This is a genomic window from Mucilaginibacter sp. cycad4, assembly GCF_034263275.1.
GTDB lineage: Bacteria > Bacteroidota > Bacteroidia > Sphingobacteriales > Sphingobacteriaceae > Mucilaginibacter.
In genome coordinates, this window is record NZ_CP139559.1 from 668,666 (window position 1) to 693,045 (window position 24,380).

Annotated in this window: 12 protein-coding genes; 9 read left to right on the forward strand and 3 right to left on the reverse strand. The window is 42.1% G+C overall.

All coding sequences use genetic code 11. The annotated features are described in order from the left end of the window. The first annotated feature begins 10 nt into the window (after window positions 1-10). The 3 genes from SNE26_RS02870 to SNE26_RS02880 all read left to right on the forward strand — a co-directional run bounded on the left by SNE26_RS02870 (window position 11) and on the right by SNE26_RS02880 (window position 6,214). Window positions 11-1,156 (forward strand): FecR domain-containing protein, encoded by a 1,146-nt coding sequence (locus SNE26_RS02870; RefSeq protein ID WP_321557874.1) that lies wholly within the window; start codon window positions 11-13, stop codon window positions 1,154-1,156. Window positions 1,157-1,385: 229 nt separating this feature from the next. Further along, window positions 1,386-4,742, forward strand: coding sequence for a SusC/RagA family TonB-linked outer membrane protein (locus SNE26_RS02875; RefSeq protein WP_321557875.1), 3,357 nt, complete (start codon window positions 1,386-1,388; stop codon window positions 4,740-4,742). A gap of 20 nt (window positions 4,743-4,762) precedes the next feature. Then, on the forward strand, window positions 4,763-6,214 hold the full coding sequence (locus SNE26_RS02880) for a RagB/SusD family nutrient uptake outer membrane protein (RefSeq protein WP_321557876.1): 1,452 nt from the start codon (window positions 4,763-4,765) through the stop codon (window positions 6,212-6,214). Between the two features lie 669 nt (window positions 6,215-6,883). On the opposite strand, the gene SNE26_RS02885 is transcribed toward SNE26_RS02880, so the two are convergent. The 3 genes from SNE26_RS02885 to SNE26_RS02895 all read right to left on the reverse strand — a co-directional run bounded on the left by SNE26_RS02885 (window position 6,884) and on the right by SNE26_RS02895 (window position 13,342). Continuing rightward, on the reverse strand, window positions 6,884-8,728 hold the full coding sequence (locus SNE26_RS02885; RefSeq protein WP_321557877.1) for a RagB/SusD family nutrient uptake outer membrane protein: 1,845 nt from the start codon (window positions 8,726-8,728) through the stop codon (window positions 6,884-6,886). A gap of 14 nt (window positions 8,729-8,742) precedes the next feature. Continuing rightward, window positions 8,743-11,901 (reverse strand): SusC/RagA family TonB-linked outer membrane protein, encoded by a 3,159-nt coding sequence (locus tag SNE26_RS02890; RefSeq protein WP_321557878.1) that lies wholly within the window; start codon window positions 11,899-11,901, stop codon window positions 8,743-8,745. 442 nt (window positions 11,902-12,343) lie between these two features. Next, the gene (locus tag SNE26_RS02895; RefSeq protein ID WP_321557879.1) at window positions 12,344-13,342 is read right to left on the reverse strand and encodes a family 43 glycosylhydrolase; all 999 of its coding nucleotides are present in this window, start codon (window positions 13,340-13,342) and stop codon (window positions 12,344-12,346) included. 317 nt (window positions 13,343-13,659) lie between these two features. Here SNE26_RS02895 and SNE26_RS02900 point away from each other — a divergent pair, with 317 nt between their 5' ends. The 6 genes from SNE26_RS02900 (at window position 13,660) to SNE26_RS02925 (ending at window position 24,287) form a co-directional block, all read left to right on the forward strand. Then, the gene (locus SNE26_RS02900) at window positions 13,660-15,555 is read left to right on the forward strand and encodes a glycoside hydrolase family 97 catalytic domain-containing protein (protein WP_321557880.1); all 1,896 of its coding nucleotides are present in this window, start codon (window positions 13,660-13,662) and stop codon (window positions 15,553-15,555) included. Window positions 15,556-16,052: 497 nt separating this feature from the next. Further along, window positions 16,053-17,540 carry a family 43 glycosylhydrolase gene (locus SNE26_RS02905; RefSeq protein WP_321557881.1) on the forward strand — a complete coding sequence of 496 codons (1,488 nt, stop codon included), beginning with the start codon at window positions 16,053-16,055 and terminating at the stop codon, window positions 17,538-17,540. A gap of 98 nt (window positions 17,541-17,638) precedes the next feature. Then, window positions 17,639-19,144 (forward strand): family 43 glycosylhydrolase, encoded by a 1,506-nt coding sequence (locus SNE26_RS02910; protein WP_321557882.1) that lies wholly within the window; start codon window positions 17,639-17,641, stop codon window positions 19,142-19,144. A gap of 148 nt (window positions 19,145-19,292) precedes the next feature. Further along, window positions 19,293-21,884 carry an alpha-L-arabinofuranosidase C-terminal domain-containing protein gene (locus SNE26_RS02915; protein ID WP_321557883.1) on the forward strand — a complete coding sequence of 864 codons (2,592 nt, stop codon included), beginning with the start codon at window positions 19,293-19,295 and terminating at the stop codon, window positions 21,882-21,884. 43 nt (window positions 21,885-21,927) lie between these two features. Further along, window positions 21,928-22,983 carry a glycoside hydrolase family 43 protein gene (locus SNE26_RS02920; RefSeq protein ID WP_321557884.1) on the forward strand — a complete coding sequence of 352 codons (1,056 nt, stop codon included), beginning with the start codon at window positions 21,928-21,930 and terminating at the stop codon, window positions 22,981-22,983. A 731-nt stretch (window positions 22,984-23,714) separates the two neighbouring features. Next, window positions 23,715-24,287 (forward strand): sigma-70 family RNA polymerase sigma factor, encoded by a 573-nt coding sequence (locus SNE26_RS02925; RefSeq protein ID WP_321557885.1) that lies wholly within the window; start codon window positions 23,715-23,717, stop codon window positions 24,285-24,287. Window positions 24,288-24,380 lie beyond the last annotated feature (93 nt).

The following is a 24,380-nucleotide window of genomic DNA, read 5'->3' on the forward strand; positions in this document are numbered from 1 at the left end:
TAATAGACCGATGACAAAAGATCTGTTTTTAGTAATTCTTACTAACTATCTTGAAGGGAATGCAACCAAAGAAGAAGAAAACTTTCTACACGCTTATTATAACCTTTTTATAGCTGATGTAGATGTGATTGCTTTATTGGAAGAGAAGCAAAAAGACAGGTTAAAATCATCAATGAAGTTAAATATAGATGATTACATAGATTCGGAAATAAAGCCGGTAAAAAAAATAACCATCTGGCCGCGAATTGCCATAGCCGCTTCTATCATTTTAGTATTATCCCTTGGAGGCTATCTGTTGTCGCAAAGGCTTGAACCTCAAAAGGTGGCGCATGCCAGGCATGATGATATCGCGCCAATAGGCAACAAAGCCACATTAACACTTGCCGGGGGCCGGCAGATTATACTCGACACAAAACATAATGGTCAGTTGGCCCAGCAGAAAAATATGGTAATTCGTCAGGCCAATAACGGAATAGTTACCTATTCTACCAATCAGCAAAATAGCGCAACCGACAACTCACCAATTTACAACACCATGACTACCGGCGGCGGACAATATTCGCTCCAGTTATCTGATGGTACAAAAGTGTGGTTAAACTCGGCTTCGTCTGTGACCTATCCGGTTGCGTTCACCGGTAAGGATAGAAAAGTAGAAACTACGGGCGAAGTGTATTTTGAAGTGGCACATGACAAAGCCAGGCCGTTCTTCGTAACTACCCACGGGCAAACCGTTCAGGTATTTGGCACGCACTTTAATATCAATGCATATGATGATGAAGCGCAGATGAAAACCACACTGTTGGAGGGGAGTATCAAAATAAGTAAGGCCGGTCGGGCTACCATGCTTACGCCAGGACAGCAAGCTCAAATCGGATTTGATTCAAACAATATTAAAATAAACAGCGACACAGATGTAGAGCAAGCCATTGCCTGGAAAAGCGGGTTGTTTAGTTATGACCAGACCGACTTGAGAGAAGTGATGAGGCAGCTGGCAAGAGCATATGAAGTAAAAATTGAATATGAAGGTAAAATTCCAACGCGAACATTTACCGGAAAAATCCATCGGAATATCAGCGCTTCGGAAGTACTTGATATTTTGAAGTTCACCAGGGTAAATTTCAAACTTGAGGACAAAAAAATTATTGTTACCCCTTAACCATTAATAAGCTACTACTACCCCATAAACCAAGTTCATAAACCATTAAATCCACGAAGAATGAAAGAAATTTTACAAGAGTAATTACTTGGGGGTTAAAAAAATAAGCCGGAAAGTGTTGGCCCACCGTCCGGCAAGTTTGAGTTAACCCTTTCTGTCCGCCGGATAGCGGAAAGATAAAACCAGTTAGAGTCTATTTTTTACGTATTAACCCAAACATTACAAAAGTATGAAATTAAATACTTTAAAACGTGGTGCGCCTTCCCTATGGCTGCCACATAGATTGCTATTGATCATGAAACTAACAATGTTCATCCTTATTATAGCTCTTGCACAGGTCAGTGCAAAAGGATTCGGACAAAAAATCACGCTCAACGAAAAAAGCGCCCCGGTTAAAAAAGTGCTGCATAATATTGAACAACAAAGCGGTTACACCTTTTTTTATGACAGCAATGATTTACCAAACACGCAAATCACTGTCAAGATAAAGGACGCATCAGTAGAGGATGCAGTGAAGGCGAGTTTAAAGGATCTGCCTTTAACTTACAAGTTCGTCAAAAATAATATTGTCTTAACCCGGAAGGAGCTTTTACAAGGCAATGAACTGAAAACGACTGTTTTAATGAAAATAGACATTTCGGGAAAGGTTGTAGATTCATTAGGCAGGCCATTGAGCGGAGCCACAGTTACCAATAAAAGCGCTAATAGCCATGCCGTGGCCAATGCAAACGGCGAATTTACCATAACAGCAAATGAGGGTGATAAAATAGAGATTGCATTTATCGGGTATCAATCTTACGCATTCATCGCAAAAGTCAAAGAAACGTTTTTGACTATCACTCTGCATGAAAACCTGGGTAAGCTTAGCGAAGTGGTAGTTGTTGGTTATGGTACCCAGAGGAAGTCAGATGTTACCGGTTCTTTATCCAGTCTGTCATCGAAAGATTTTAAAGACCAGCCTGTTACCCGTGTCGACCAAGCTCTACAAGGCAGGGTTGCCGGGGTGCAGGTGGTTAGCAACTCAGGTGCGCCCGGGGGAGATGTGAAGATCAGGGTAAGGGGTTCTAACTCTATACTTGGGGATAACAATCCGTTATATGTGATTGATGGTTTTATCGGAGGTGATTTTAACAATCTGAACCCTGACGATATAGCTAATATCGAGGTTTTAAAAGATGCATCAAGCACAGCAATTTATGGTAGCAGGGGGGCAAACGGGGTGGTTTTGATAACCACCAAAAAAGGGAATGCACAAAAGCAGGAAATAACGCTTACGCCTATTTTTTATACATCGAGGGTTCTCAAGAAAATGGAACTGTTAAGTGCAGCCGACTTTGCTACTACGGTGAATACGCGAAATGCCGCTCTTGGTTTGGCGCCTTATTTTACCCAGGCTCAGATAGATAATTTCAGGGCTAATGGCGGAACTAACTGGCAGGATGAGGTTTTTAGGACAGCACCCGGGCAGGAGTATAAATTAGGCTACTCCGGTGGCAATGCCAAAACACAATTTTTTATTTCAGGAGACTATCTAAATCAAAATGGTATCGTTATCAACTCAAACTACAAGCGTTACGCTTTCAGGTCAAATATTAATTCACAGTTTTCAGATAAACTGACCACCCGGCTTAATATTTCGGCTATAAGGAGAGAAAACCTGAATACAAATAATCAAGGTACAGGAGGCTCTGTTAACCAGGCATTGGCATGGGCCCCCACTACACCGGTAAGGACGGCCGCGGGCACTTATACCCTTGTCGATCCGTTGGGCTCTATTCGCTATAACCCCGTAGCATTGGCCAATGATGTAGAAAACGTCGTTGACAATTCCAATGTAACGTTAAACGGGGGAGCAAACTACCATTTTTTCAAGGATCTCTCATTGGATGTAAGCTTTGCCGTTGATTATCAAAACATACAGGGAAAAAACTATTCCGGGCCATCTGTAACCAATAACATCCCAAATGCCAGCCGCACATCTACGGAGTTGTTTAATTTGCAAAATACCAATACGTTAAATTACTCTCATATATTTAACAACGTGCATAGCTTAAATGTTACGGCTGTATTTGAGCAACAAAAATATACTTCAACGGGGTTTAGCGCCAATGCCAATAACCTTACATTTGCTAACCTGGGGTTTGATAATCTTGCCTTGTCCACTACGCAGTCGGCTGGCTCAACCTATTCAGGGTCGGCTTTGATTTCTTATTTAGGCCGGGTAAACTATGCTTATAAAGACAAATATTTGCTGACAGTTTCGGTGAGGAGGGATGGATCTTCAAAATTTCAACCCACTAACCAGGAAAGCACCTTTCCATCGGTTGCTTTAGGCTGGAAACTTTCTGAAGAACCCTTTATTAAAAAACTAAACGTTTTTGACACCTTTAAGATCAGGGGCAGCTGGGGTTTAACAGGGAGCCAGGCTATTAATCCATATGCCACGCTGTCCACTTATCTCAGCGACGCGTTTTCGGCTGCCAACAGCTTTAACAATACGTCGGTTTCTTCAGGGATTGTACTTGGTAATGCCGCAAACCCTTTCCTGAAATGGGAAACAACACAGGCAGAAGACCTGGGCTTAGACCTCTCTTTATTTAATAACCGGTTAAGTTTTACTGCCGATGCCTATATAAAAAACACCAGGGACCTGCTTTTATCCCTTCCGTTGCCAGCTTATGCAGGTGGTGGTAACATTATTAGTAATGTAGGAAAAATGAAAAACAGCGGGCTTGAATTTAACATTGGGGGTACACCTGTTCAATCGGGTAAGTTTACCTGGTCAAGCTCGTTTAATATAACATTTCAAAAAAACCTTGTTAAAAGTTTAGGCTCGTTAGCCAGTGTGTTTTCAGACAAAACTGTAGCAAATGCGGGTGCTGGCCTGTCTACCCAACCTGAATTTATAATTAAACCAGGTTATGCGCTCGGATCATATTGGGGACTGAAGTATTTGGGTACCTGGAAACCCAGCGAAGCGGCTGAAGCTGCAAAGTATGGCAATAAGCCAGGTGATTCACATTACCAGGACCTGAATGGCGACAATGCCATAAATGGCAGTGATTTTCAGATCATCGGAAACGGTACGCCTAAACAATCGCTGGGCTGGAATAACACTTTTACATATGGTGATTTCTCGGTAAATATTTTTGTACAATCCTTATTGGGCTTTAGTAAACTGGATTATACTTACGCCAGTTCGATAACCGCTAATGCAGATGCCAAGCAGGCTACCAACGTAGGGGTTTTGAACAGGTATATACCCGGTATTAATGAAACTTCAAACATCCCCGCATTCAGTTCTACCAATAAGGACTATTTTGAATCAAGCCGTTTTTTGGAGAATGGAAATTTTGTAAGGCTCAAGAACTTGAATGTTTCTTATCACTTGCCAAAAGGTACCATTAAAGGTGTTGACCTTAAGTTATTTGTAGGTGCCACTAATCTGTTTACCATAACCAGGTATAAAGGGTTCGATCCGGAATCAACTAATGCCGGTTCGGGCTCGGATGTTACCCAAAGTATTGATTTTGGCTCATATCCCAACTCAAAGACATTTAATGCAGGCGCGGTATTCAAGTTTTAAAACATATTGAAAAGTTAATTATGAAAAAGATTTTAATTATATCAATGATCCTTTCTGTGCTCGGCTGTAAAAAAGCGCTGAAAGAAGATCCCAAAGGGCAGGTTGTAGGAGCACAGGCCTTAAGTACGGTGGCCGGTTTAAATGCAGCATTGGTAGGTGCTTATAAACCATTATCAACCACCTGGGTAAGCGGGTTTAACACAGCAGCAGTAGTTGCGGTGTTAATGGGTTCCGATGACCTGACTACCCACCCGGCCAGTAACAAAGCTGATCTGCGGGAATTTGATCAGTATCATGTTTCCAATCTTAACGGAAGGATGCTCAATATCTGGAACGGCTGTTACAAATCTATACAGGGCGCCAATAACATCATTAATAACTATAAATCGACCACAGGCGATGCAGCAACCATTACTCAGATTGTCGGCGAAGCCTATTACCTGCGTGCCCTTGATTATTACTGGCTTATCAGATTATGGGGAAAAATCCCATTGATCGCTTCAGAAGTTTACAGTCCTGAAGTTTTAAAGGTTACTCCGTCTGCTCCTGCAGATGTGTATAAATTGATAGAAAGCGATTTGTTGAATGCTGAAAAACAAATGCAGAATAAAAAACTGGACGCAGGAAGGGCTTCCAAAGGCGCTGCATCGGCACTGCTTGCAGATGTATACCTTACAGAAGGCGGCTGGCCCATTAATGATAATTCCAAATATGCGCTGGCTGCTGCAAAAGCGAAGGATGTAATAGACAATAAGGCTGCCTATGGTTTCGACCTCGTGTCTGATCTGAACACCTTATGGCAGAATACGAGGTTAGGAACAACAACAGCTGAAGAGGTTTTTGCCATTCATAATTGCGGTACCTGTAACTGGTTTAACTCTAATGCGCTTTATGGTTCTTCTGCAATGCCGGGAGAAGAAAACGGCTGGGATGATTACTTTACGGAAATCAAATTTTTCAATGATTTCCCGGCCGGCCCAAGAAAGGATGCTACTTTTCATACGGTTATTAAAAAATCTGACGGTACTACCATACCATGGCAAAGTGATGCCGTAAAACATCCCTATTTTGAGAAATTCAGGGCTCCTGTTGAAGGAAGTACCGATGGTTCAAATGGTACCGTTCAAATGATGCGATATGCACATGTTTTATTGATATATGCCGAGGCCCAAGCCCGGAGCGGTGCTGTTAACGACCAGGCCTATGCAAGTGTTAACGCCATACGGTCGCGTGCAGGTTTAACTCCCCTGGTTGGTTTATCAAGTACAGATTTTATAAAAGCGATAATTAATGAAAGAGCATGGGAATTTGCGGGTGAATATACCAGGTGGTTTGATATAACCCGCTTGCAGCTATTAACCCAGGTTATTGCGAGCAGGGATCCGTCAGAAAACGCAGTGATTGGAACGCCGCAATATTATTTACCTATCCCTGCCGGCGAACTTCAGTTAAATCCTAACTTAGGAAATTAATAAAAATGTCAACCAGGAAACAGGGTTTATGCCTTGCCTGAAAGAAAAATAATAAAAGTTAAAAAGATGACTGGAACCACCGGGATGGTGGCTCCAGTCATTTTATATCCTGATAACATCAACCCAATGAAAAAGAAACACCTCTCACTTATCTTGGATTTTCTTTATCATATGGCAAAAACATATAATTCACCAATGTGAAAAATAACGATACCCCTAAATGTTATAACCGTTTGATTAATAGAAATTTAGGGGCATAAAAAAAGGAAACAACGACCCTGTGTTGTTTCCTTTTGTACTCAGAGCGGGAATCGAACCCGCTTTGTAACGCCTTAAATTATAATGAGTTATAAGTTCTTAGAAGATCATTCAACGATTTATACAACACCATTTAGCCATTAATCGTTGTACTACAAATATACAAAACGATTGATCATAGGAAAGTTCGAAAAATGATTTTTTTATAAAAATTGGATCGCCTTGAGCGGTATCCAATTATTTTCAAATTTCCAGAAATGATTTGATACAGTTATTCCTCCTCATAAATCTGATTTTTGTTTTGGATACTTAAGCGTCGCTAAGAGCCATATTTATATAAAACCAATGCTCTGGCATAAACATCTTAAGAAAAAAGACCGCATCATTTGTATATGATACGGTCTCTTTTTATTAGTAGCCCGGATTTTGGACAATATTAGGGTTTAAAGAACGCTGATCATTTGGAATCGGAAGGAGGTAATGCATTCGCTTAAATTTGCGGTTGCTTGCCGGGTCCAGTATCACCGCACCTGTTTGATTGTCGATGCCATAAACAAATTTACTGGCATTATAAATCGGGTTTTTTGTAATAGGATTAGTGCCTGTAGCCGCTTCGGTTGGTTGGCCGTTGTATTGCACAACCATACCCTCGATCGACTTATTCAACTCAGTTTCGGCTATGCCCCAGCGTTTCAGGTCATCATAGCGGCTGTTTTCCAGATAAAGCTCAAGTGCCCGTTCTCTTCTGATCTCACCCAGCATGGTAAGGCTCGGATATGGAGCAATCAATGCATTGGTAAGTGGTGCAACATAATTACGTGCCCGGATTTTGTTGATCGATATGTTCAGATCCGCGTCTGATATAGAACCTCCACCCAGTTCACATTTGGCTTCGGCATAAATCAGATAAACTTCTGCGAGGCGTATTTGCGGGTAATCATAAGATTCCTGGTAGTCGGCTCTTGTAGATTCTTCGGAACAGAATTTACGGTTCGGATACCCGCCGTTTAAACTGTTGTACAGGTCTGGGTAATAAGGTTTTATTATAGCCGGAAAATTGAATGTAGTTAAATAATTAGCTAAGTTATAATTGGCCCCCGTTGTTACTCCGAAGCCCCAATATTTCTTTTTGGGAATAACCACCAAACTGCGCAGTCTCCATTCACGATTATCAAATTCGTCGGTCATATTTGCGTATCCTTTAGCCAAGGGTGACACTGTGAAAGGAAGACCGTCTGTGCACAAATACATATCCATCATTTTCCTTGATGGTCCCCAACCCACTAATGTATGGGTTAAATTGGCATTTCCTTGTAGCAGTGTAAAGTCATAATGACTTGACAGGATATATTCCTTGTTGCTTACTTTGGTCAACCCTTTCGGATTTGAATTTGCATCATCAAGGTTGAACATATAATAATAGCTCAGCGTATCGACACCGTTAAACAAAGAAAAGGTATTGTCTGTCATTATCTGCGAAGCCAGGTTTGCCGCCTGGGTAAGCCATGTTATTGTACTGTCGGCCTTTTTCTGATCTTGAGCCCAGTCGGTAGTGGTATTAACGTACTTTTCCCAGGTGGCCTCATAAAGTAATACACGCGCTTTAAAAGCTTTGGCAGCCTGCTGGCTCACTTGTCCTTTATCAGCAGCAGCTATACTCGCCTCTAAAGGCAAGCCTGCAATGGCAACATCAAGGTCTTTTAATACCTGGTTTGCCACTTCGTAGCGAGTATTTCTCGGTGCTTGAAGGTCGGTGGAATTGACACTGAGTACTTTGATGGCAAGCGGTATTCCCCCGTATCTTTTTAAAAGGAAAAAATGGTGCCACGCGCGAAAGAAATAGGCTGCTGACACATATTGTTTGATTGCCGCTTTGTCGCCTGCGTAATTTGCTGCCGCCTCAATCAATACATTATTGGCACGGATATATGCATAGGTATTTAGCCAGTAAATGTCGGTTTGCGGTACCGCTACTGCGCCTTGCCCATAAGCGCTGATAGCTTCGGTCAAATCGGTGCCTGCATCCATAAAATCGTAAATATTACTGTTGCCTGCGCCCTGAACATCTGACTTAACAGGACGAAAGCCTATCATTTTATTATAGAAATCATTAGAAAATGATTTGAACTGGGCAGCGTTCTGAAAGAACGAGGCCGTAGTAGGCTGGTCGATCGGGTTCAGATCTAAAAATGTTTTTCTGCATGCGCTGGCTGAGATAATCAGGGAGAGCGCTATTATATAGTTTAACTTTTTCATTTATCCACAATATTTTAAAATCCAACTTCCAATCCAAATGTATATGTCCTGATGAAAGGGTAACTGCTGTCAGAAGATGTTCCTCTTTCTGGATCGAAGCCATCCTTAACAGATGAGAATGTCAGCAGGTCGTTTCCGGAAACATATGCCCGTATCCGCTTTATCCCCAATTTGTCCATCCACTGTTTTGGAAGGGTGTATCCGACGATCATGTTTTTCAGTCGAACATAACGGAGAGTTTCCATGTTTACGTCATTAACTGCCCAGTTCCAGTTATTCCGGCTATTGTCAAATGACAATCTTGGGTAAAGGGCGTCGGTGTTGTCTGGTGTCCATGTTTTTCCAATATAGTACGTGTTGATATTTAGGTAGTTGCGGAAAAATGGAGCTCTGCCATTCCCGCCACGTAATAAATTTTGTTTAAGTACTCCCTGGAAGAAGCCGGAGAGGTCGAAATTTTTCCAGCGTATCCCAAGATTTGTACCGAATGTATAGTGCGGATCAGCATCACCTGCAAAATACAGGTCACTTGTATTCAAAACGCCATCACCGTTTAAATCAACAACGCTTAGGTCGCCGGCACGCAGTTTGCTATTTCCGGTCATAGCACCCAGATTACCTACAGTGTTTGCCGTGTATTTTGCGGTATATGCGTCTGCGTCTGCCTGCGTTGGGAATACACCGTTCGTCTTGTAAAGGAAAAGCGAATTGAGCGGATATCCTTGTAACGGCAGGTTTTGTCCGGGAGCGATAGCAGTTGCGCCGGTTCGCTTAACCAAAAGGTTTTTGTTGTTGCTTAAATTCAGCCCGATATTGTAGGAAACCTCACCAATTTTATCACGCCAATTGAGTGTTGCTTCAAAACCTCGTACCCTGAGGTTGCCCGCATTGCTTGGGGGCGCATTCGCACCTAATACGGCAGGATAAACCAAGCTGAGAATTAATCCTGTGTTTTTACGTTCGTATACATCAAAGGATCCGCTAAGCTTGTTGTTAAACATGGTGAAGTCAACTCCTATATTTTTGTTCAGCATCCGTTCCCAGGTCAGTGCAACATTGTATATATTGGAGATAGAATTGGTACCCTGTACGGCTGCTGTATTACCAAATATTGCGGTTCCGGCGCCGATGCCGGATACATAGTTGAAAGGGCCAATTGCACCATTTGTGCTTGATAAGCCATTGGTGCCGCCCCCGAGTCCGCCGGTTTCTCCATAGTCCGCGCGCACTTTAAGGTAGTTCACAAATTTCAACGGCTTCATGAAACTTTCTTCTGATAAGGCCCACCCGGCTGAAATGCCGTAAAAGTTTTGCCTGCGGTGATCAGCATCAAAACGGGAAGAGGCGTCACTACGGCCAATCAGTTCCAGAAGGTAGCGTTTATTATAATCGTAGTCAAAACGTCCAAGGTACGATGTAAGTCCTACCTTAACGTCTGAACTATTATTGGTCGCGTTTACCGGGGTCGCGGTATTCAGGTCGTAAAGGCCCGGGTATAACAGACCTGTACGTTGAGCACCCAAAACCCTGTCTTCCTGCAGCTCGGCAGTACTGCCCAATGTAACTGCAATATTGTGCTTTTGTGCAAAGGTCTTATTGTAATCCGCAAGCACACCAAAGTTGTTGTAAACGGTATTTGAGATTGTTTCTCCTACGAAAGCTGGATTATAAATTGTTGAAGTTACACGGTCTCCGGTCCAGCTGTAAAGATTATAAGTTTGATTATATTCGTTTTTCATGCCATCACGTTTGGTGATTGCCGCCGTTCCGCTTATTGTTAAACCGTCAATGATATTTGCCGAGAGCCTGGTATTGAAACGGAAGAAGTTGTCTGTATTCCTGATACGGCCACCGGCTTGTGTCATCGCCACCGGGTTACGGTAGCCATAATCATCATAATATTTACCAAGGCTGTTGTAAACGGGAAAAATGGGGGCATCAAAAAAGCCTGCTCCAACGCCATTTCTGGGACTTTTTACCGTTCTTGTATCGTACGCGATACCGGATTGCCATTTAACTTTTTTAGAGATCTGGTAATCATAGTTAAAGCGGGCATTATATTTTATTTCGCCGTCATAAGCTGTTTTAAGAACTGACTTGTTGTTAGAATACCCCAAAGAAGCTGCATAGCCGGTATTATCTGTTGAGCCTGTGAGCGAGAGATTCTGTAGTTGAGAAGCTGAATTGCCATAGAGCGCGCTTTGCCAGTTATTATCGGCATAATGCGATACCAACCCGCTCGGTTGCGTATAATCAAATGATTCGCCGTTTGACATTCTTTGAAGGTTGGCAAGTGTCCACTGTGGAAGAAACTGAATTGGGTTGCCTGATGCGTCGACCCTGTCTTGCATTGATGTTTCAAGATAAAGGCTGGCCCATTGCATCATACTACCCCAGGGAACTGTTTTAGCAACTGTATTAATGCTGTAACTGGGATTGTAATTAACCTGGGCTTTTCCCTTACCTCGCTTGGTGGTAATCAATAATACACCTCCCTGTGCACGTGCACCGTAAATTGCGGCAGATGCATCTTTAAGTGCGGTAACTGATTCAATGTCATTAGGGTTTAATGTACTGATCTCAAAATCTGCTACAGTAGGTACGCCGTCAATGATAATCAGCGGTGAAACAGCCGAAGTAGACGATTCCCCGCGTAGCCTGATGGTCAAATTTTCATTGCCCGGCCTGGGAGAATTTCTTGTAACAACCAAACCGGGAATCTCTCCCTGCAGCGCAAGCGCCGCGTTGGGTACCGGCCTGTCTCTGAACACTTCAGATCCGACCTGGGAGATCGCACCCGTTAGCGTTTCCTTTTTCCTGGTGCCGTAGCCCACTACAATTACCTCGTTAAGGTCATTCGGCACAGCGCTAAGGCTGATGTGCATAATCGTTTTGGTGTCCGCTTCAACTTCTAATGAACTGAAACTCAGATAGCTGATTTGCAGGATGTCACCCTGCGAAGCGGCTATTTTGAAATTGCCTTTTACATCTGTCGCAACTGCTGTTGATGTGCCCTTTACCTTCACTGTGGCGCCGATAATTGTTTCGTGGGTCTTTGCATCGGTAACTTGCCCCGATACCGTTGACTGGCCATAGCCGCGAAAACTTACCAATGCCAGTAGGATGGTAAATAACGTAGCATACAGCTTGTAATTAAGTACTGCTTTTCTCATAATTTATTCATTGTTTAATTAATTGGTTGTGCTGTTGGTTAACTAGCGAAACGGCTGCTATTGCCGCCTGTTGGTGAAATGGAAAACATACGGCGTATCACACTTAGATGATTTCGCCATCCACCTGTAATTTTAAGTGTGTCATGCATGATAGCAAGAATCTTCAATAAGCGTAACAGGTGATTTCTTCGTTTAAAACGACTCATGGTTTAATTTTTGATTATCAGAAATATGATTTTTAAAGCCTGAATTGTGCTTCTTCAAGGATGACTTCATCCTGCGAAGCGGCATACTCATCATATTAAAATTTTTATCAAAAAAAACAGTAGAAGAGCTGCCGGTTCTGATAAAAGACCACAAATTCCGTTTGAAATGATCAAGCGGCGCGATTCATACAGGTACTTAAGGACAGGTTAAATGTAATTCGCCGCAGAGCAGCCGGTTAATCGGCTTTGAATGTGGAACCTTCACGGACATTAATTTTAAAGGGGACAGGTTTCGGTAACCACATTCTGCCATTTCCGATTTCCACCGGCATCCAGAGATATCTGGAATCCCATTGGGACCTGGGCTTCCAGATATCTCCGAGAAATACAACAGTCGTATCTTTCCTTCCCGAAATTTTAAGGAGTAGTGTTGACTGTGAATTATACGTGTTGGTTTCTTTTGGCGCGATATCCTTGAAATCAGACCATGGTCCTTCAAGCGACGTGGCGGTAGCATATTTGTTCGCATTCGGTCTCCAGCCAGTTAATGCTGAGCCTATTGCATAATATAAGCCTTGGTAATGAACAATTGCGCCGCCTTCCATGTGTTGGCGGATCAGACACATTTCCCGTTCTATACCGAGGCAATTTTCTGTAAGTTTAACAATATGGAAGCCAAGTGGCCGGTCTTCAAATACAAGGTATTGCGCTCCGTCATCGTCGACAAATTGCCCAATGTCCCTGCTTTCGTGATCCAACGGGTGGAAGCTTTTCAGATATCGGAACTGCCCGTCCGGACGATCGCAAACCGCTATCCCAACCCGGGCATATTTATACGTAGCGTTATCGAGATGAAAATACATAACGAATTTGCCGGTTTTTTTACTTAAAAATACTTTCGGACGCTCAAGTATCCATTTAGGTCCCAGGTTTTCAGGGTCTGTAAATGCCACTACATCCCCCTTGAATTTCCAGTTCATAAGGTCTTTAGAAACGTAGCAGCTTACATAACGTATATTGCTGTCCAGTCCCCGTCTTCTTTCTTCACCATACCAGTAATATTTGTCTTTTACTTTGGTTATCCCGCCACCGTGGGCCTGTATATGTTCCCCATGATCGTCAGGCCATAATTCTCCGGGGGAAATACGGTCAGCATGCTGCGCGCGCGTTGTTTGCACGTTGAACATAGCAGCAAAGAATATTATGAATGGAATTGAATTTTTTTTGAGGAGCATATTCAAATTATTTAATTTTTGTTAGAAAGGGTGTTCCATGGCGAAATATCATTAAGCAAGGCATCTTTTAAGAAGCCTCCAAAAACAGTGTCGGATGTTATATGGGAAGGACGAATTCTTACAGCCGGTTATACTCATTTATTTTCGTTTAATTTGGTACTCAGTTATTGTTGTTATCGCATACAACTACGCCGATATATTTTCCCACTTTATTAAGGCCAGATTACTTTTTGTGTTTAATGCGCCATTCAAAATCAACTCAATGAGTTGAGTATATTTTGGCTATTGTTTTGTCTTATTTTATAATAAGAGAGATTATGTTTTATTCAAAAAAGTATATTGTAACGTTATTAGGCTTTTTGTCTGTGCTCTTCGCATCAACGGCATTCGCCAAAAACACCGGCGCGGCTCAACTTATCACCTCGATACATTCTCCGGATGGACGTACCGTAGTTCAAATCAAGCTTAATCAACGGAATCGCCTTGTTTACAGGATGACATCTGGCGGCCGGGTGATCGTTAATTGGTCGGCGCTGGGAATTAAAACGGACGGGCCAGTTCTTGACTCGCTTCGGTCCGCCCCTTCGGTAAGCAAATTAAAAGTCAGTTCCAGGTTTTCCTGGCCGCTTGGTGAAGATGCAGTGATTGAAGATAATTACGAGGCGGGCATTTTAAAGTGCCGTACAGCAACCGGAATGTTCCAAATTTACGTGAGGTTATATAATGGCAGCCTGGCCTTTCGGTATGCTTGTTATAATTTGCCGAGGCGGCCGGTACGCCTGCTGGAAGAGGGTACAGAGATGAATTTTGCAAACGTAAGCACAATCTATCAATATCACGAGGAATCGGTATTCAGGCTTGTAAAGGTCGATTCTCTGGCGGGAGCCAGTGACCTTCCTTCAACACTAGTTGCGGCGGGCTGTGGTTATATCAGCGTTGGGGAAGCTGATAACAGAAATTACACCAAATGCGTGCTTATACGAGGGGAAAAGCCCAATAGCCTTGCATTCCGGTTTTATGTGGATACGCTTTATAGGGGACACAATGCTCCCTCCGTTCAAAAAGATACCATGGTCGTTTTCAGGGACAGTTTAGTGACACCATGGAGAACTATCAGTTTCAGCAAAACAGCGGTCGGATTGCATGATTTTAGTCAACTGAATTTGAAACTTGTTAATCCTCTATCAGCCAGGGGCCCTGCAGCCGTGGTGCCCGGAAAAGTATTCCGGGTACCCATCAACACCCGGGGCGCCCTCGATGGCGTTGATTTTGCTTCAAAAATGAATTTTCAATATATATTGATCGATGCAGGCTGGTACGGCGCCGAGTTCAGAACCGTATCTGATCCCACCAGGCCTTTGCCCGAATTTGATTTACCGCAAATTATTGCCCACGGTAAACAGAAAGGCATCGGTGTCATTCTTTATGTCAATTATGTTGGACTTAAGGCGAAGTTAGATACGCTGTTACCACTCTATAAAAAATGGGGCATCGCCGGTATTAAATTCGGATTTGTTGATGGTGGCACACAAAGAGGGCTATCATGGCTTGATACGGCTATGAAAAAAGTAAACAATTATGGTTTTGTGTTGAATGTACATGATCATTACAAACCTACCGGACTAAGCCGAAGGTATCCTTTTGTGCTCAGTTCTGAAGGCATTCGTGGTGATGAAAACAGCCCTGACGCTTTTCATAATACTGTACTTCCGTTTACACGTTTTCTTGCAGGTGCTGCTGATTTTACTTTTTGTTATCCCAACATGATTAATTCCTACAACAAAAATGTTAAAGTGAGTAAAGCGCAGCAACTTGCCCTTACAGTCGTTTATTTTGATCCGTTACAAGCTATATTCTGGTATGGGCGTTCCCAGGACTACCAGGGTGAACAGGAGATAGAGTTCTTTAAGTACGTCCCGACAGTGTGGGATGAAAGCAAATATGTTTGTGGTGATATTGGAAAAGGAATTTGTGTCGTCAGGCGCAAGGGTAAGGATTGGTTCCTGGGAGGGGCGGCGGGTTTGGAGCCATGGACCGGGAAAGTTAGGCTTGGGTTTCTCAATAAATCAAAGTCATATCAGGCAACGATATACGAAGACGACGATAATGGCGGAATTCGTAAAAGGACTACCAATTTAAAATATACGGGAATTTTGAATGTCAGCCTTAGAGCAAAGGGGGGAATAGCCGTTATTATCAGGCCATTGAATTAGCCCGTTATGTGTTTTAATTCCTGCTGCTGTGCACACAGATCATGATTGAAAAAGTACATCATATCATTATAACTAACAGGTATTTCATTCGGTGATTTCGGCATTTTGCTTAGATAAACTACGAGGCCTAAAAAAGTAATTTGCTGCGTTTCAAGCTGAATTTTTATGTGTTATCACTGATCTAGCTTACCCAGGTCGTTAAAATGCAACTCTGGCTTTGTAGATTGATATTATTGCTCTTACATGGCATTGATACAAAATATGCCATCGGCCTGCGGCTGTTGCGCGATCATGTTGAGAAACATAAAAATTCGGAAAATAAAAAAAAATTTCCTGATGGTAGAGTATTAGGCTCCTTTTTAACCAGTCATATTTTCATGATACATAACTTCCGCATATCCATGTGACGCTACTTTATGTGCTAAGAAAAAAGATTAAGCATGCCCATTACCGGGATCTCATTTGAAACTTTAGAAATATAAGCTTTGTAAATAAATATGATCGTATCCAATTTCTTTAAAAAAATCACTCTTTTAATGGTATTTGCAGGGCTTACCTATTGTACGTCTGCACAAGAGTATCCAAAGGCTATCCTAAGAGGTGATTATCCGGACCCGAGTATTATGCGTGACGGGAATGATTTTTACATGACGCATTCACCGTTTACATATTCTCCCGGCTTTTTAATATGGCATTCGAAAGACCTGGTTAACTGGGAGCCGATAACACGGGCCATGCCAGATCTGGTTGGATCGGCCATGGCTCCCGACCTGTTGAAATATAAGGGTAAGTATTATATTTATTTTCCGGCCAATGGCTCAAACTGGGTAATATGGGCGAATGATATACGCGGCCCTTGGAGTAAACCTATTGATTTAAAGGTGACTCGTATTGATCCCGGACATGCAGTAGACGAAGTAGGTAAGCGTTATTTGTTCGTTTCTGCCGGTGGTATGGTTTCTTTATCTGATGACGGGCTTTCTGTAACAGGCAATATAAAAGACGTTTACACTGGTTGGGATTATCCCAAAGATTGGATTACCGAATGTAAATGCCTGGAGTCTCCGAAGATTGTTAAGAAGGGAGATTATTTCTATATGCTAACTGCTGAAGGAGGTACCGCGGGTCCGGCAACCAGCCACATGGTGGTAGCCGCCCGTTCAAAAAGCATCCAGGGCCCGTGGGAAAATTCTCCGTATAATCCAATTGTCCATACCTATAGTGCAGATGAGAAATGGTGGTCTAAAGGCCATGGGACATTAATTGATGATATAAAAGGAAACTGGTGGATTGTATACCATGCTTATGAAAAAGGATATCATACTTTAGGACGCCAAACCCTTATTGAACCTATTGAGTGGACAGCAGATGGTTGGTTCAAAACGGCAAAAGGAAAGATGGATTCCGGAACAAAAGAAGAAAAATATTCATCGGGCTTTATGCTATCTGATAATTTCAATAAAACGACGCTCGGGCTGCAATGGACAGCCTGGAAAGGCTATGATACGAATGTCATTCAGCTAAAAAATGGCAGCCTTTATTTAAAGGCTAAGGGTTCTGGTCCGGCGAATGCACAGCTTTTATTAACCACAGTTCCGGATACAAGTTATGAAGCCCAGGTAGAAGTGAGTTTAACCGGGAGAAGTACCGGCGGGTTGATTTTGTTTTACAATGAGGAAGCTTTCGCTGGCATTACATCCAATGGTAAAAGTGTTACCATTTATAAGAATGCAGACGCGCACCTCAACAAATCTGTGGCACTGGGAAGGCATTTTTATCTTAAAATTAAAAACAACCGGAATACCTGCGATATGCATGCCAGCAAGGATGGCAAAAACTGGGTAATTTTCCAATCCGGCTTACAGGTATCAGGTTTCAACCATAACAAATATCACGGCTTTTTTGCATTGCGGCCAGGTTTTATGTCAGCTGGAAAGGAAGGCGCTGTGATATTGGATAATTTCAGGTATAAGCCTATCAACTAAGTAAGATCCAATAAAATAGTCATTATGCGAATATTAACATTAGCGGCGGTGCGCTAAGGAGACCTTTGTTTGATCGGAAACTTAAGTAAGTTACTCTTATGAATAATAGTTTATTAAAAAATTTAGTCTTATTATGGCTATTGTTTGTTGGGCTTGCAGTTAAAGCGCAGCAGAATAATCAGCCTTTACCTCAACCGGTTATCCCGGATTATGTTGCCGACCCCTCCGTGGTTAATTTTAACGGTACGTATTATTTGTATGGAACGGCCGATATTGACCGTGATTTGAAGGAAATGGGGCCGCCCGTTGTTTGGGCCTCAAAAGACCTTGTTAACTGGAGTTATAAAGGGACACTTTTTCAGGGTATTGATTGGAACAAACCTTACACCTATGGCCCCGAAGGAAAAAAGAAAACGGGATATTTCAGGTACTGGGCCCCTGGTGTGGTAATTAAAAAAGATAACCTTTATCACCTGTATGCTACCATTGTTAAGCCTGATGCAAGGCTCGGTACTTATCATTTAACGGCAAAGAGGCCGGAAGGCCCTTTTAAATTCAGCAATGGATCAGGTGTTTTCTCTAATCAGCCAGAAAAAGAAAGTGAAGAGACTAAGCCTGTCGTGGCTGATATAGATGGAGACCCCTTTGTAGATGAGGATGGGCAGGCTTATATTTTCTGGCGCCGAAGAAAAGCGGCTAAACTGAGTAAAGACTGGAAAACTATTGAAGGCCTGGAAGTATCTATTCCAACCAAGAGATCCGGTTATTCCGAGGGGCCCTTCTTATTTAAGCGAAACGGTATTTATTACTATTTTTATACATTATCGGGCGGAGCCAACTATGCTTATGCCTATATGATGAGTAAAACCGGCCCATTGGGCCCCTTTGTTGCCCCGGAGCAGGATATGGTATTCAAATCCGATGTTGCGAAAGGCGTTTGGGGGCCGGGCCATGGTAATGTGCTGCGTATCCCCGGTTCAGATAATTATCTGTTTTTTTATCTGGAATACGGCCAGGGAGGCACAACCCGTCAGGTTTTTGTTAACCGCTTACAGTTTAACGCCGATGGAACCATTCAGCCCGCACAGGTAAATACTACCGGGATTGCGGAAATACCCAATTTGAACAAAAATACCCTCATACATCCTGTTAAAGTTACGGCTTCGAGCGCGAGAAGGGATACCGTTATCAAAACAACTATCAACACGGTAATTGATAAGTTGATTGCTATGCCTCCCAAATTTGTTGAAACTGAACTTGTAAGCGTTCAGCGTATAATGGATTTTAAACCAGAAAATGCTATTGACGGTTCAAACGGAACTTTTTGGATGAGCGACAATGCCGATAAGGAGCCTTGGTATCAGATTGATCTTGGTACAATAAGGCGGGTGAATAGCCTGGAGCTCTTTTTCGTAAAATCTACACTGGGGCATAGTTTTAAAATCGAGAAATCGGAAGATGGGCATGCATGGAAAACAGTAAATACACCCGCATCGCAGGTGATTCACTCTCCCGAAGTGGTCAATAAAATAGGGAAAACCCGTTTCCTCAAATTAACCATCTTGTCCGGCGCGCCCGGTTTGTGGGAAGTTAAGGTGTATTGACAACATGGTAATACCTATGTACCCGTGAACTGGAATATAGAAATAGAACAATCCCGTTAACTGGAGATAAGTCTGTTTTATTTTTATATAAATAGATAAATAAGCATCAACAAAAGGAAATCACACAGATAAATACACTTATAACTAAATGAATCGAATTTTAAAGCTCGTCGGAATACTTCATGTGTTGTTAATACAGTGCGCTTTTGCTTCAAAACCTGTTCTGGTTGATCAGCCCGATTCCGTTTATCTATTTTCGTATGGAGCCAATAACCCTTCGGTGGGCCTTCAGTTTGCATGGAGCCCTGATAAAAAGAATTGGAACCTGATTGGAGGAGGAAACGGATTTTTACGAAGCGATTATGGCCCTGGTGGCTCCCAGAAAAAGATGTTTAATCCATTTGTGATTTTTGGTGCAGATAAGATGTGGCATTGTATATGGAGTTTGAATGCTACTGAACAGATTTACGCCCATGCAGCATCAGAGAATTTGATTGACTGGAATCGTCAGAGTTATCCGGCGGTAAGCAAAGGGCAGAATTTTCTTCGCCCCGGAGTTAAATTTGATTTGAACCAAAAAAACTATTTGGTTACTTATACAGATGCCAAGGGGAAGTTTTTCGCAGTTGAAACAAAAGATTTTAAAAGAAACGACCCCGGAAGAGAAATTTCCGCTGAAGATTACATCCCTTCAGTTGAAGTTAACCTGTCTTCTGGTAAAGTAAGCGGGCAAATTCATCGGGTTGAATGGGCTGTAGTTGACCAGCTGATTAAAGCGTACGAACTTAGAAATTTCAAAAATATTGCAAAGGAGGAAACGACGCAGCAAGATGCTTACCGGTTTGCCGGACTAAAACCAATTGAAGCAAAATTTACGTTGAATGCAGAAAATGCCAAACCAATAAGTAATACCTTGATAGGCATCTTTTTTGAAGACCTCAATTATGCTGCCGACGGAGGCTTATATGCAGAACTCATTCAAAACAGGGACTTTGAATACGACTTACATGATAAGTTTGGAAGTGACAAAAGCTGGACCCATTCTCATTCCTGGTCTTCAGCAGGAGTGGGGGGGAGTTTTACAATTGATTCTATTGCCCCAGTTCACCCCAATAATCTTCACTATGCGGTATTAAAAACAAGTGCGAATCGAGGCTCACTTATCAATTCTGGCTTTGATGGCATAGCTTTAAAAAAAGGTGAAAAGTATAATTTCTCTCTATTTGCTAAACTATTAGATAAAGGGAAAGGAAATCTGAAAGTTCGTTTAATTGGGAATAATGGAGAAGTGTTTGGAGAAACCATGGTAGCTGTTGCTTCGGGCCCCTGGAGAAAGTTGAAAGCTGTTCTTACTTCAAATGCCACCGTTACCGATGCGAAATTGGAATTGCAGGCTATCCAGGCTGGCAGGCTGGCTGTTGATTTGGTTTCTCTATTCCCTCAGGATACTTATAAAGGCAGATCGAATGGTTTGCGGGCCGATCTGGCAAAAACTATCGCTGATATTCATCCTCGTTTTGTGAGGTTCCCCGGGGGGTGTTTAGCTCATGGAGACGGTTTAAACAATATTTATCGTTGGAAAAATACCATCGGGCCGCTGGAAGCGCGCAAACCACAACGTAATATATGGCATTACCATCAAACTGTTGGGTTAGGTTATTTCGAGTATTTTCAATTCTGCGAAGACATAGGGGCCGAGCCTGTCCCTGTAGTTGCCGCCGGCGTTTCTTGCCAAAATTCCCGGGATGGAGGAAACGGGCAGCAAGGCGGAATCCCGATGGAACAAATGGATGAATACGTTCAGGATATAATCGACCTGGCAGAATGGGCAAATGGGGATGTTAATACCAAATGGGGAAAAATACGCGCCCAGGCCGGCCATCCCAAACCTTTTAATTTAAAGTATATCGGTGTTGGGAACGAGGATATGATAACCGACATATTTGAAGAACGGTTTACAATGATTGTTAATGCTTTGAAAAAGGTTCATCCCGAGATAATAGTCATCGGAACCGCCGGGCCAAGTTTTGAAGGTGCAGATTATCGGGAAGGCTGGGATGTTGCATCCAGATTAAAGATTCCAATAGTTGACGAGCATTACTATAATAAAGCAGGCTGGTTTATTAACAATCAGGATTTTTACGACAGTTATGACCGGTCAAAACCTAAAGTTTACCTGGGTGAGTATGCAGCAACGGTGCCAGGGCGGGGCGCTAATTTTGAATCCGCCTTATCTGAAGCTATTTATTTAACTTCACTGGAGCGTAATGCGGATGTGGTAAGCATGAGTTCTTATGCTCCCTTGCTTGCCAAAGAAGGCCACACCCAATGGAACCCTGATATGATATATTTTAACAATACCGAAGTTAAGCTCACGGCTGCTTACCAGGTGCAAAAAATGTATGGCCAAAATTCAGGGGACCAATACCTGCCGGCTTCGGTAACCCTGTCTGATAGCCAGGATGGGGTAAAAAAGCGGGTGGCTATATCAGTAGTACGCGATTCAAAATCTAAGGACCTGATCATTAAATTAGTGAACTTACTTCCCGTTGCTGTTAAAGCCGAAACTGATTTTAAGAATGTAGCTCCCGTGGGAACAAAAATCGCGAAAACGGTATTGCAGGGGCAACTTACCGATAAAAATGTTATGCCGGTAATTGCAGAGGCTCCCCTTGCCGAAATTAATTCAACAGAGTTGCCGCCATATTCATTCACCATACTGAGAGTTAAAACGAAATAGGATTTCCAGAAAACCGGTCTTAATAAAACAAACTAATTTAACAATGAAAATAAGAACAATCGTAGCCCTTAAGCTTTTAGTCGTCATAACCTTTATATCCCAACAGGCTGTAGCCCAGAAAAAAATTAAGGAGAAGGATATGAGTGCTTACCTGATGGTTTATTTTAAGGACGAGACACACAGCCTTTATATGGCATTGAGTAAAGATGGTTATTCATTTACAGATATAAATAACGGGAAGCCGGTAATGGCGGGAGATACAATTGCCTTACAGAAAGGAATTCGCGACCCTCATGTTTCACGTGGCCCTGATGGCGCATTTTATTTAGCAATGACTGATTTACACATCTTCGCTAAAAAAGCGGGCTATCGCGACACCGAATGGGAAAGGGATAAGGAGTATGGCTGGGGAAATAATCGCTCGATGGTGCTGATGAAATCATGGGACCTGATCAATTGGAGCCGCAGCATAGTCAGGGTAGATCAGGCTTTTCCGGGCCTGGAAGATATAGGTTGCGCCTGGGCACCAGAAACCATCTATGATAAGGATCAGAAGAAAATGATGATCTATTTTACTATGCGTTTTAAAAACGGCAAAAACAAAATATATTATTCTTATGTAAACGACGATTTTACCAAACTGGAAACAGCTCCGGAATTATTGTTCGAATATCCGAAAGATATATCCTATATCGATGCCGATATAACCCGTGTAGGGAAAAATTATCACCTGTTTTATGTTCCTCATGATGGTACTCCCGGTATTAAGCAAGCGGTATCCAAATCACTAAATAAGGAATACGTTTACGATGCCAAATGGTACGACCCGGAACCTAAAGCATGCGAAGCACCAACGGTATTCAAACGGATCGGCGAAAAAAAATGGGTCCTTATTTACGATATCTATGGCATAACGCCTAACAATTTCGGCTTTAGTGAAACCAGCGATTTTATAAATTTTAAGAATCTTGGACATTTCAACGAAGGGCCCATGAAAGCGACTAACTTTTCTTCTCCTAAGCACTGTGCGGTTATTCAGCTAACAAAAAAGGAGGCAGAGGCTTTGGCTAAAAGGTGGAATTTTGATGCTCAATTTTAACAACGCCTAAAGCAGGTTATTGACGTACCTATAGCTTACCGCGTACTTTAAGAGTTGAAGTTAATTTCTAAACTTCAACTCTTTTCTTTTTAAACACTACGCATAATGGCAGAATTTGCAATGGGCTTTTTATGGACCTATTAATCAAATCTTGTTTTTACTTGACCAGGATACCCCGCTGATACTAAACATCTGATTCAGGGAGCTGCTAATTCCTTATTTCGTTATATAATTTCTCTTAAATTAACCTTTAGGTTCAATTTAGAAGGAATGCCTGCGTCAATAAATCTAAGTTATCTAATTAATGTATAACTAACCAAAACGAGACATTAAGCCCCGTAGGTTACATTTTAAGACCTCTTTAGCCAAAGGGTCGATTTAATTATTCCCAAAGTTTCTTTAATTATAAGCAGCGATGATTAAAGCTCAACCCATTTATTCCCTGCGTTAAAAATTAAAAACTGACAGAAGGTAAAATCAGGCCCGTTTTGATCTATTATACCCCCTTCGATTGGACGTTATAGGCCTCTCAGCGAGTTCAAATTTGCGATAGTTTAGCGTACTCCACCGGCTAACAACCTTTTTTAACGGCTTAACAATTTAGCGTTTAAAAGGTGGTTAGGAACTCCCTTACCGCTCGGGCAGATAGGAGTTTTGGGAGAATACAGAACCAATATAAACAAAAAAATATCAACTCGGGGTATTGCGAGATACTAATTGAGAAAACCATTATGATGAAAAATTTAGAGGAGCTATCCAACCTTTGGAGTGAGGTTTGTATAGGTAATAAACGTTCATATTCCATAATCCATCAAAATCTTTATCCTGTGCTATATACTTTAGGCAACAGGATGGTAAATGACGAAGAACTTACCGATGATCTGATACAGGAGGTGTTTATCAAATTATGGCTAAGGAAGGAATCGATTGGTCCAATTGGAAACGTTAAAGGATACTTCTTTGCTGTTATGCGATCAGTTTGTCTTGATTTTATAAGGAGCAAAGACCTTGTTGAAACCAGGATGGCAAGGATTGAATTTTTAGATCTCCAGATTTCGATAGAAGATGAAATTACGCAAAAAGAAGCGACGCTTAAGCAAAGAAGAATGATTGAATACGCGTTAAATCGCTTGCCCGATCGCCAGCAGGAAATAATTCGGCTCCGATTTTTTGAAGGACTGACTTGTGCCGAGATTGGATCGATGACTGGTATAAAATATCAATCGGTTGTAAATCATGTATATAGGGCGGTTCAAACGTTGAGGGAATTGTATGGAGCCGAAGATGAACTACGTGTAGCCTGACATTTTGTACAAGCCGTTTTGCCATCACTTAGTTTGCGTGCATTAGAATTACAAATAAGTTTTAGATGAAGTATATTTGGTTGTAGGTAGTAG

Excerpts from the sequence above, each read along its gene's own strand:
- SNE26_RS02870 (WP_321557874.1), top strand. The coding sequence starts at position 11 with ATGACAAAAGATCTGTTTTTAGTAATTCTTACTAACTATCTTGAAGGG.
- SNE26_RS02875 (WP_321557875.1), top strand. The coding sequence starts at position 1,386 with ATGAAATTAAATACTTTAAAACGTGGTGCGCCTTCCCTATGGCTGCCA.
- SNE26_RS02880 (WP_321557876.1), top strand. The coding sequence starts at position 4,763 with ATGAAAAAGATTTTAATTATATCAATGATCCTTTCTGTGCTCGGCTGT.
- SNE26_RS02885 (WP_321557877.1), bottom strand. The coding sequence starts at position 8,728 with ATGAAAAAGTTAAACTATATAATAGCGCTCTCCCTGATTATCTCAGCC.
- SNE26_RS02890 (WP_321557878.1), bottom strand. The coding sequence starts at position 11,901 with ATGAGAAAAGCAGTACTTAATTACAAGCTGTATGCTACGTTATTTACC.
- SNE26_RS02895 (WP_321557879.1), bottom strand. The coding sequence starts at position 13,342 with ATGCTCCTCAAAAAAAATTCAATTCCATTCATAATATTCTTTGCTGCT.
- SNE26_RS02900 (WP_321557880.1), top strand. The coding sequence starts at position 13,660 with ATGTTTTATTCAAAAAAGTATATTGTAACGTTATTAGGCTTTTTGTCT.
- SNE26_RS02905 (WP_321557881.1), top strand. The coding sequence starts at position 16,053 with ATGATCGTATCCAATTTCTTTAAAAAAATCACTCTTTTAATGGTATTT.
- SNE26_RS02910 (WP_321557882.1), top strand. The coding sequence starts at position 17,639 with ATGAATAATAGTTTATTAAAAAATTTAGTCTTATTATGGCTATTGTTT.
- SNE26_RS02915 (WP_321557883.1), top strand. The coding sequence starts at position 19,293 with ATGAATCGAATTTTAAAGCTCGTCGGAATACTTCATGTGTTGTTAATA.
- SNE26_RS02920 (WP_321557884.1), top strand. The coding sequence starts at position 21,928 with ATGAAAATAAGAACAATCGTAGCCCTTAAGCTTTTAGTCGTCATAACC.
- SNE26_RS02925 (WP_321557885.1), top strand. The coding sequence starts at position 23,715 with ATGATGAAAAATTTAGAGGAGCTATCCAACCTTTGGAGTGAGGTTTGT.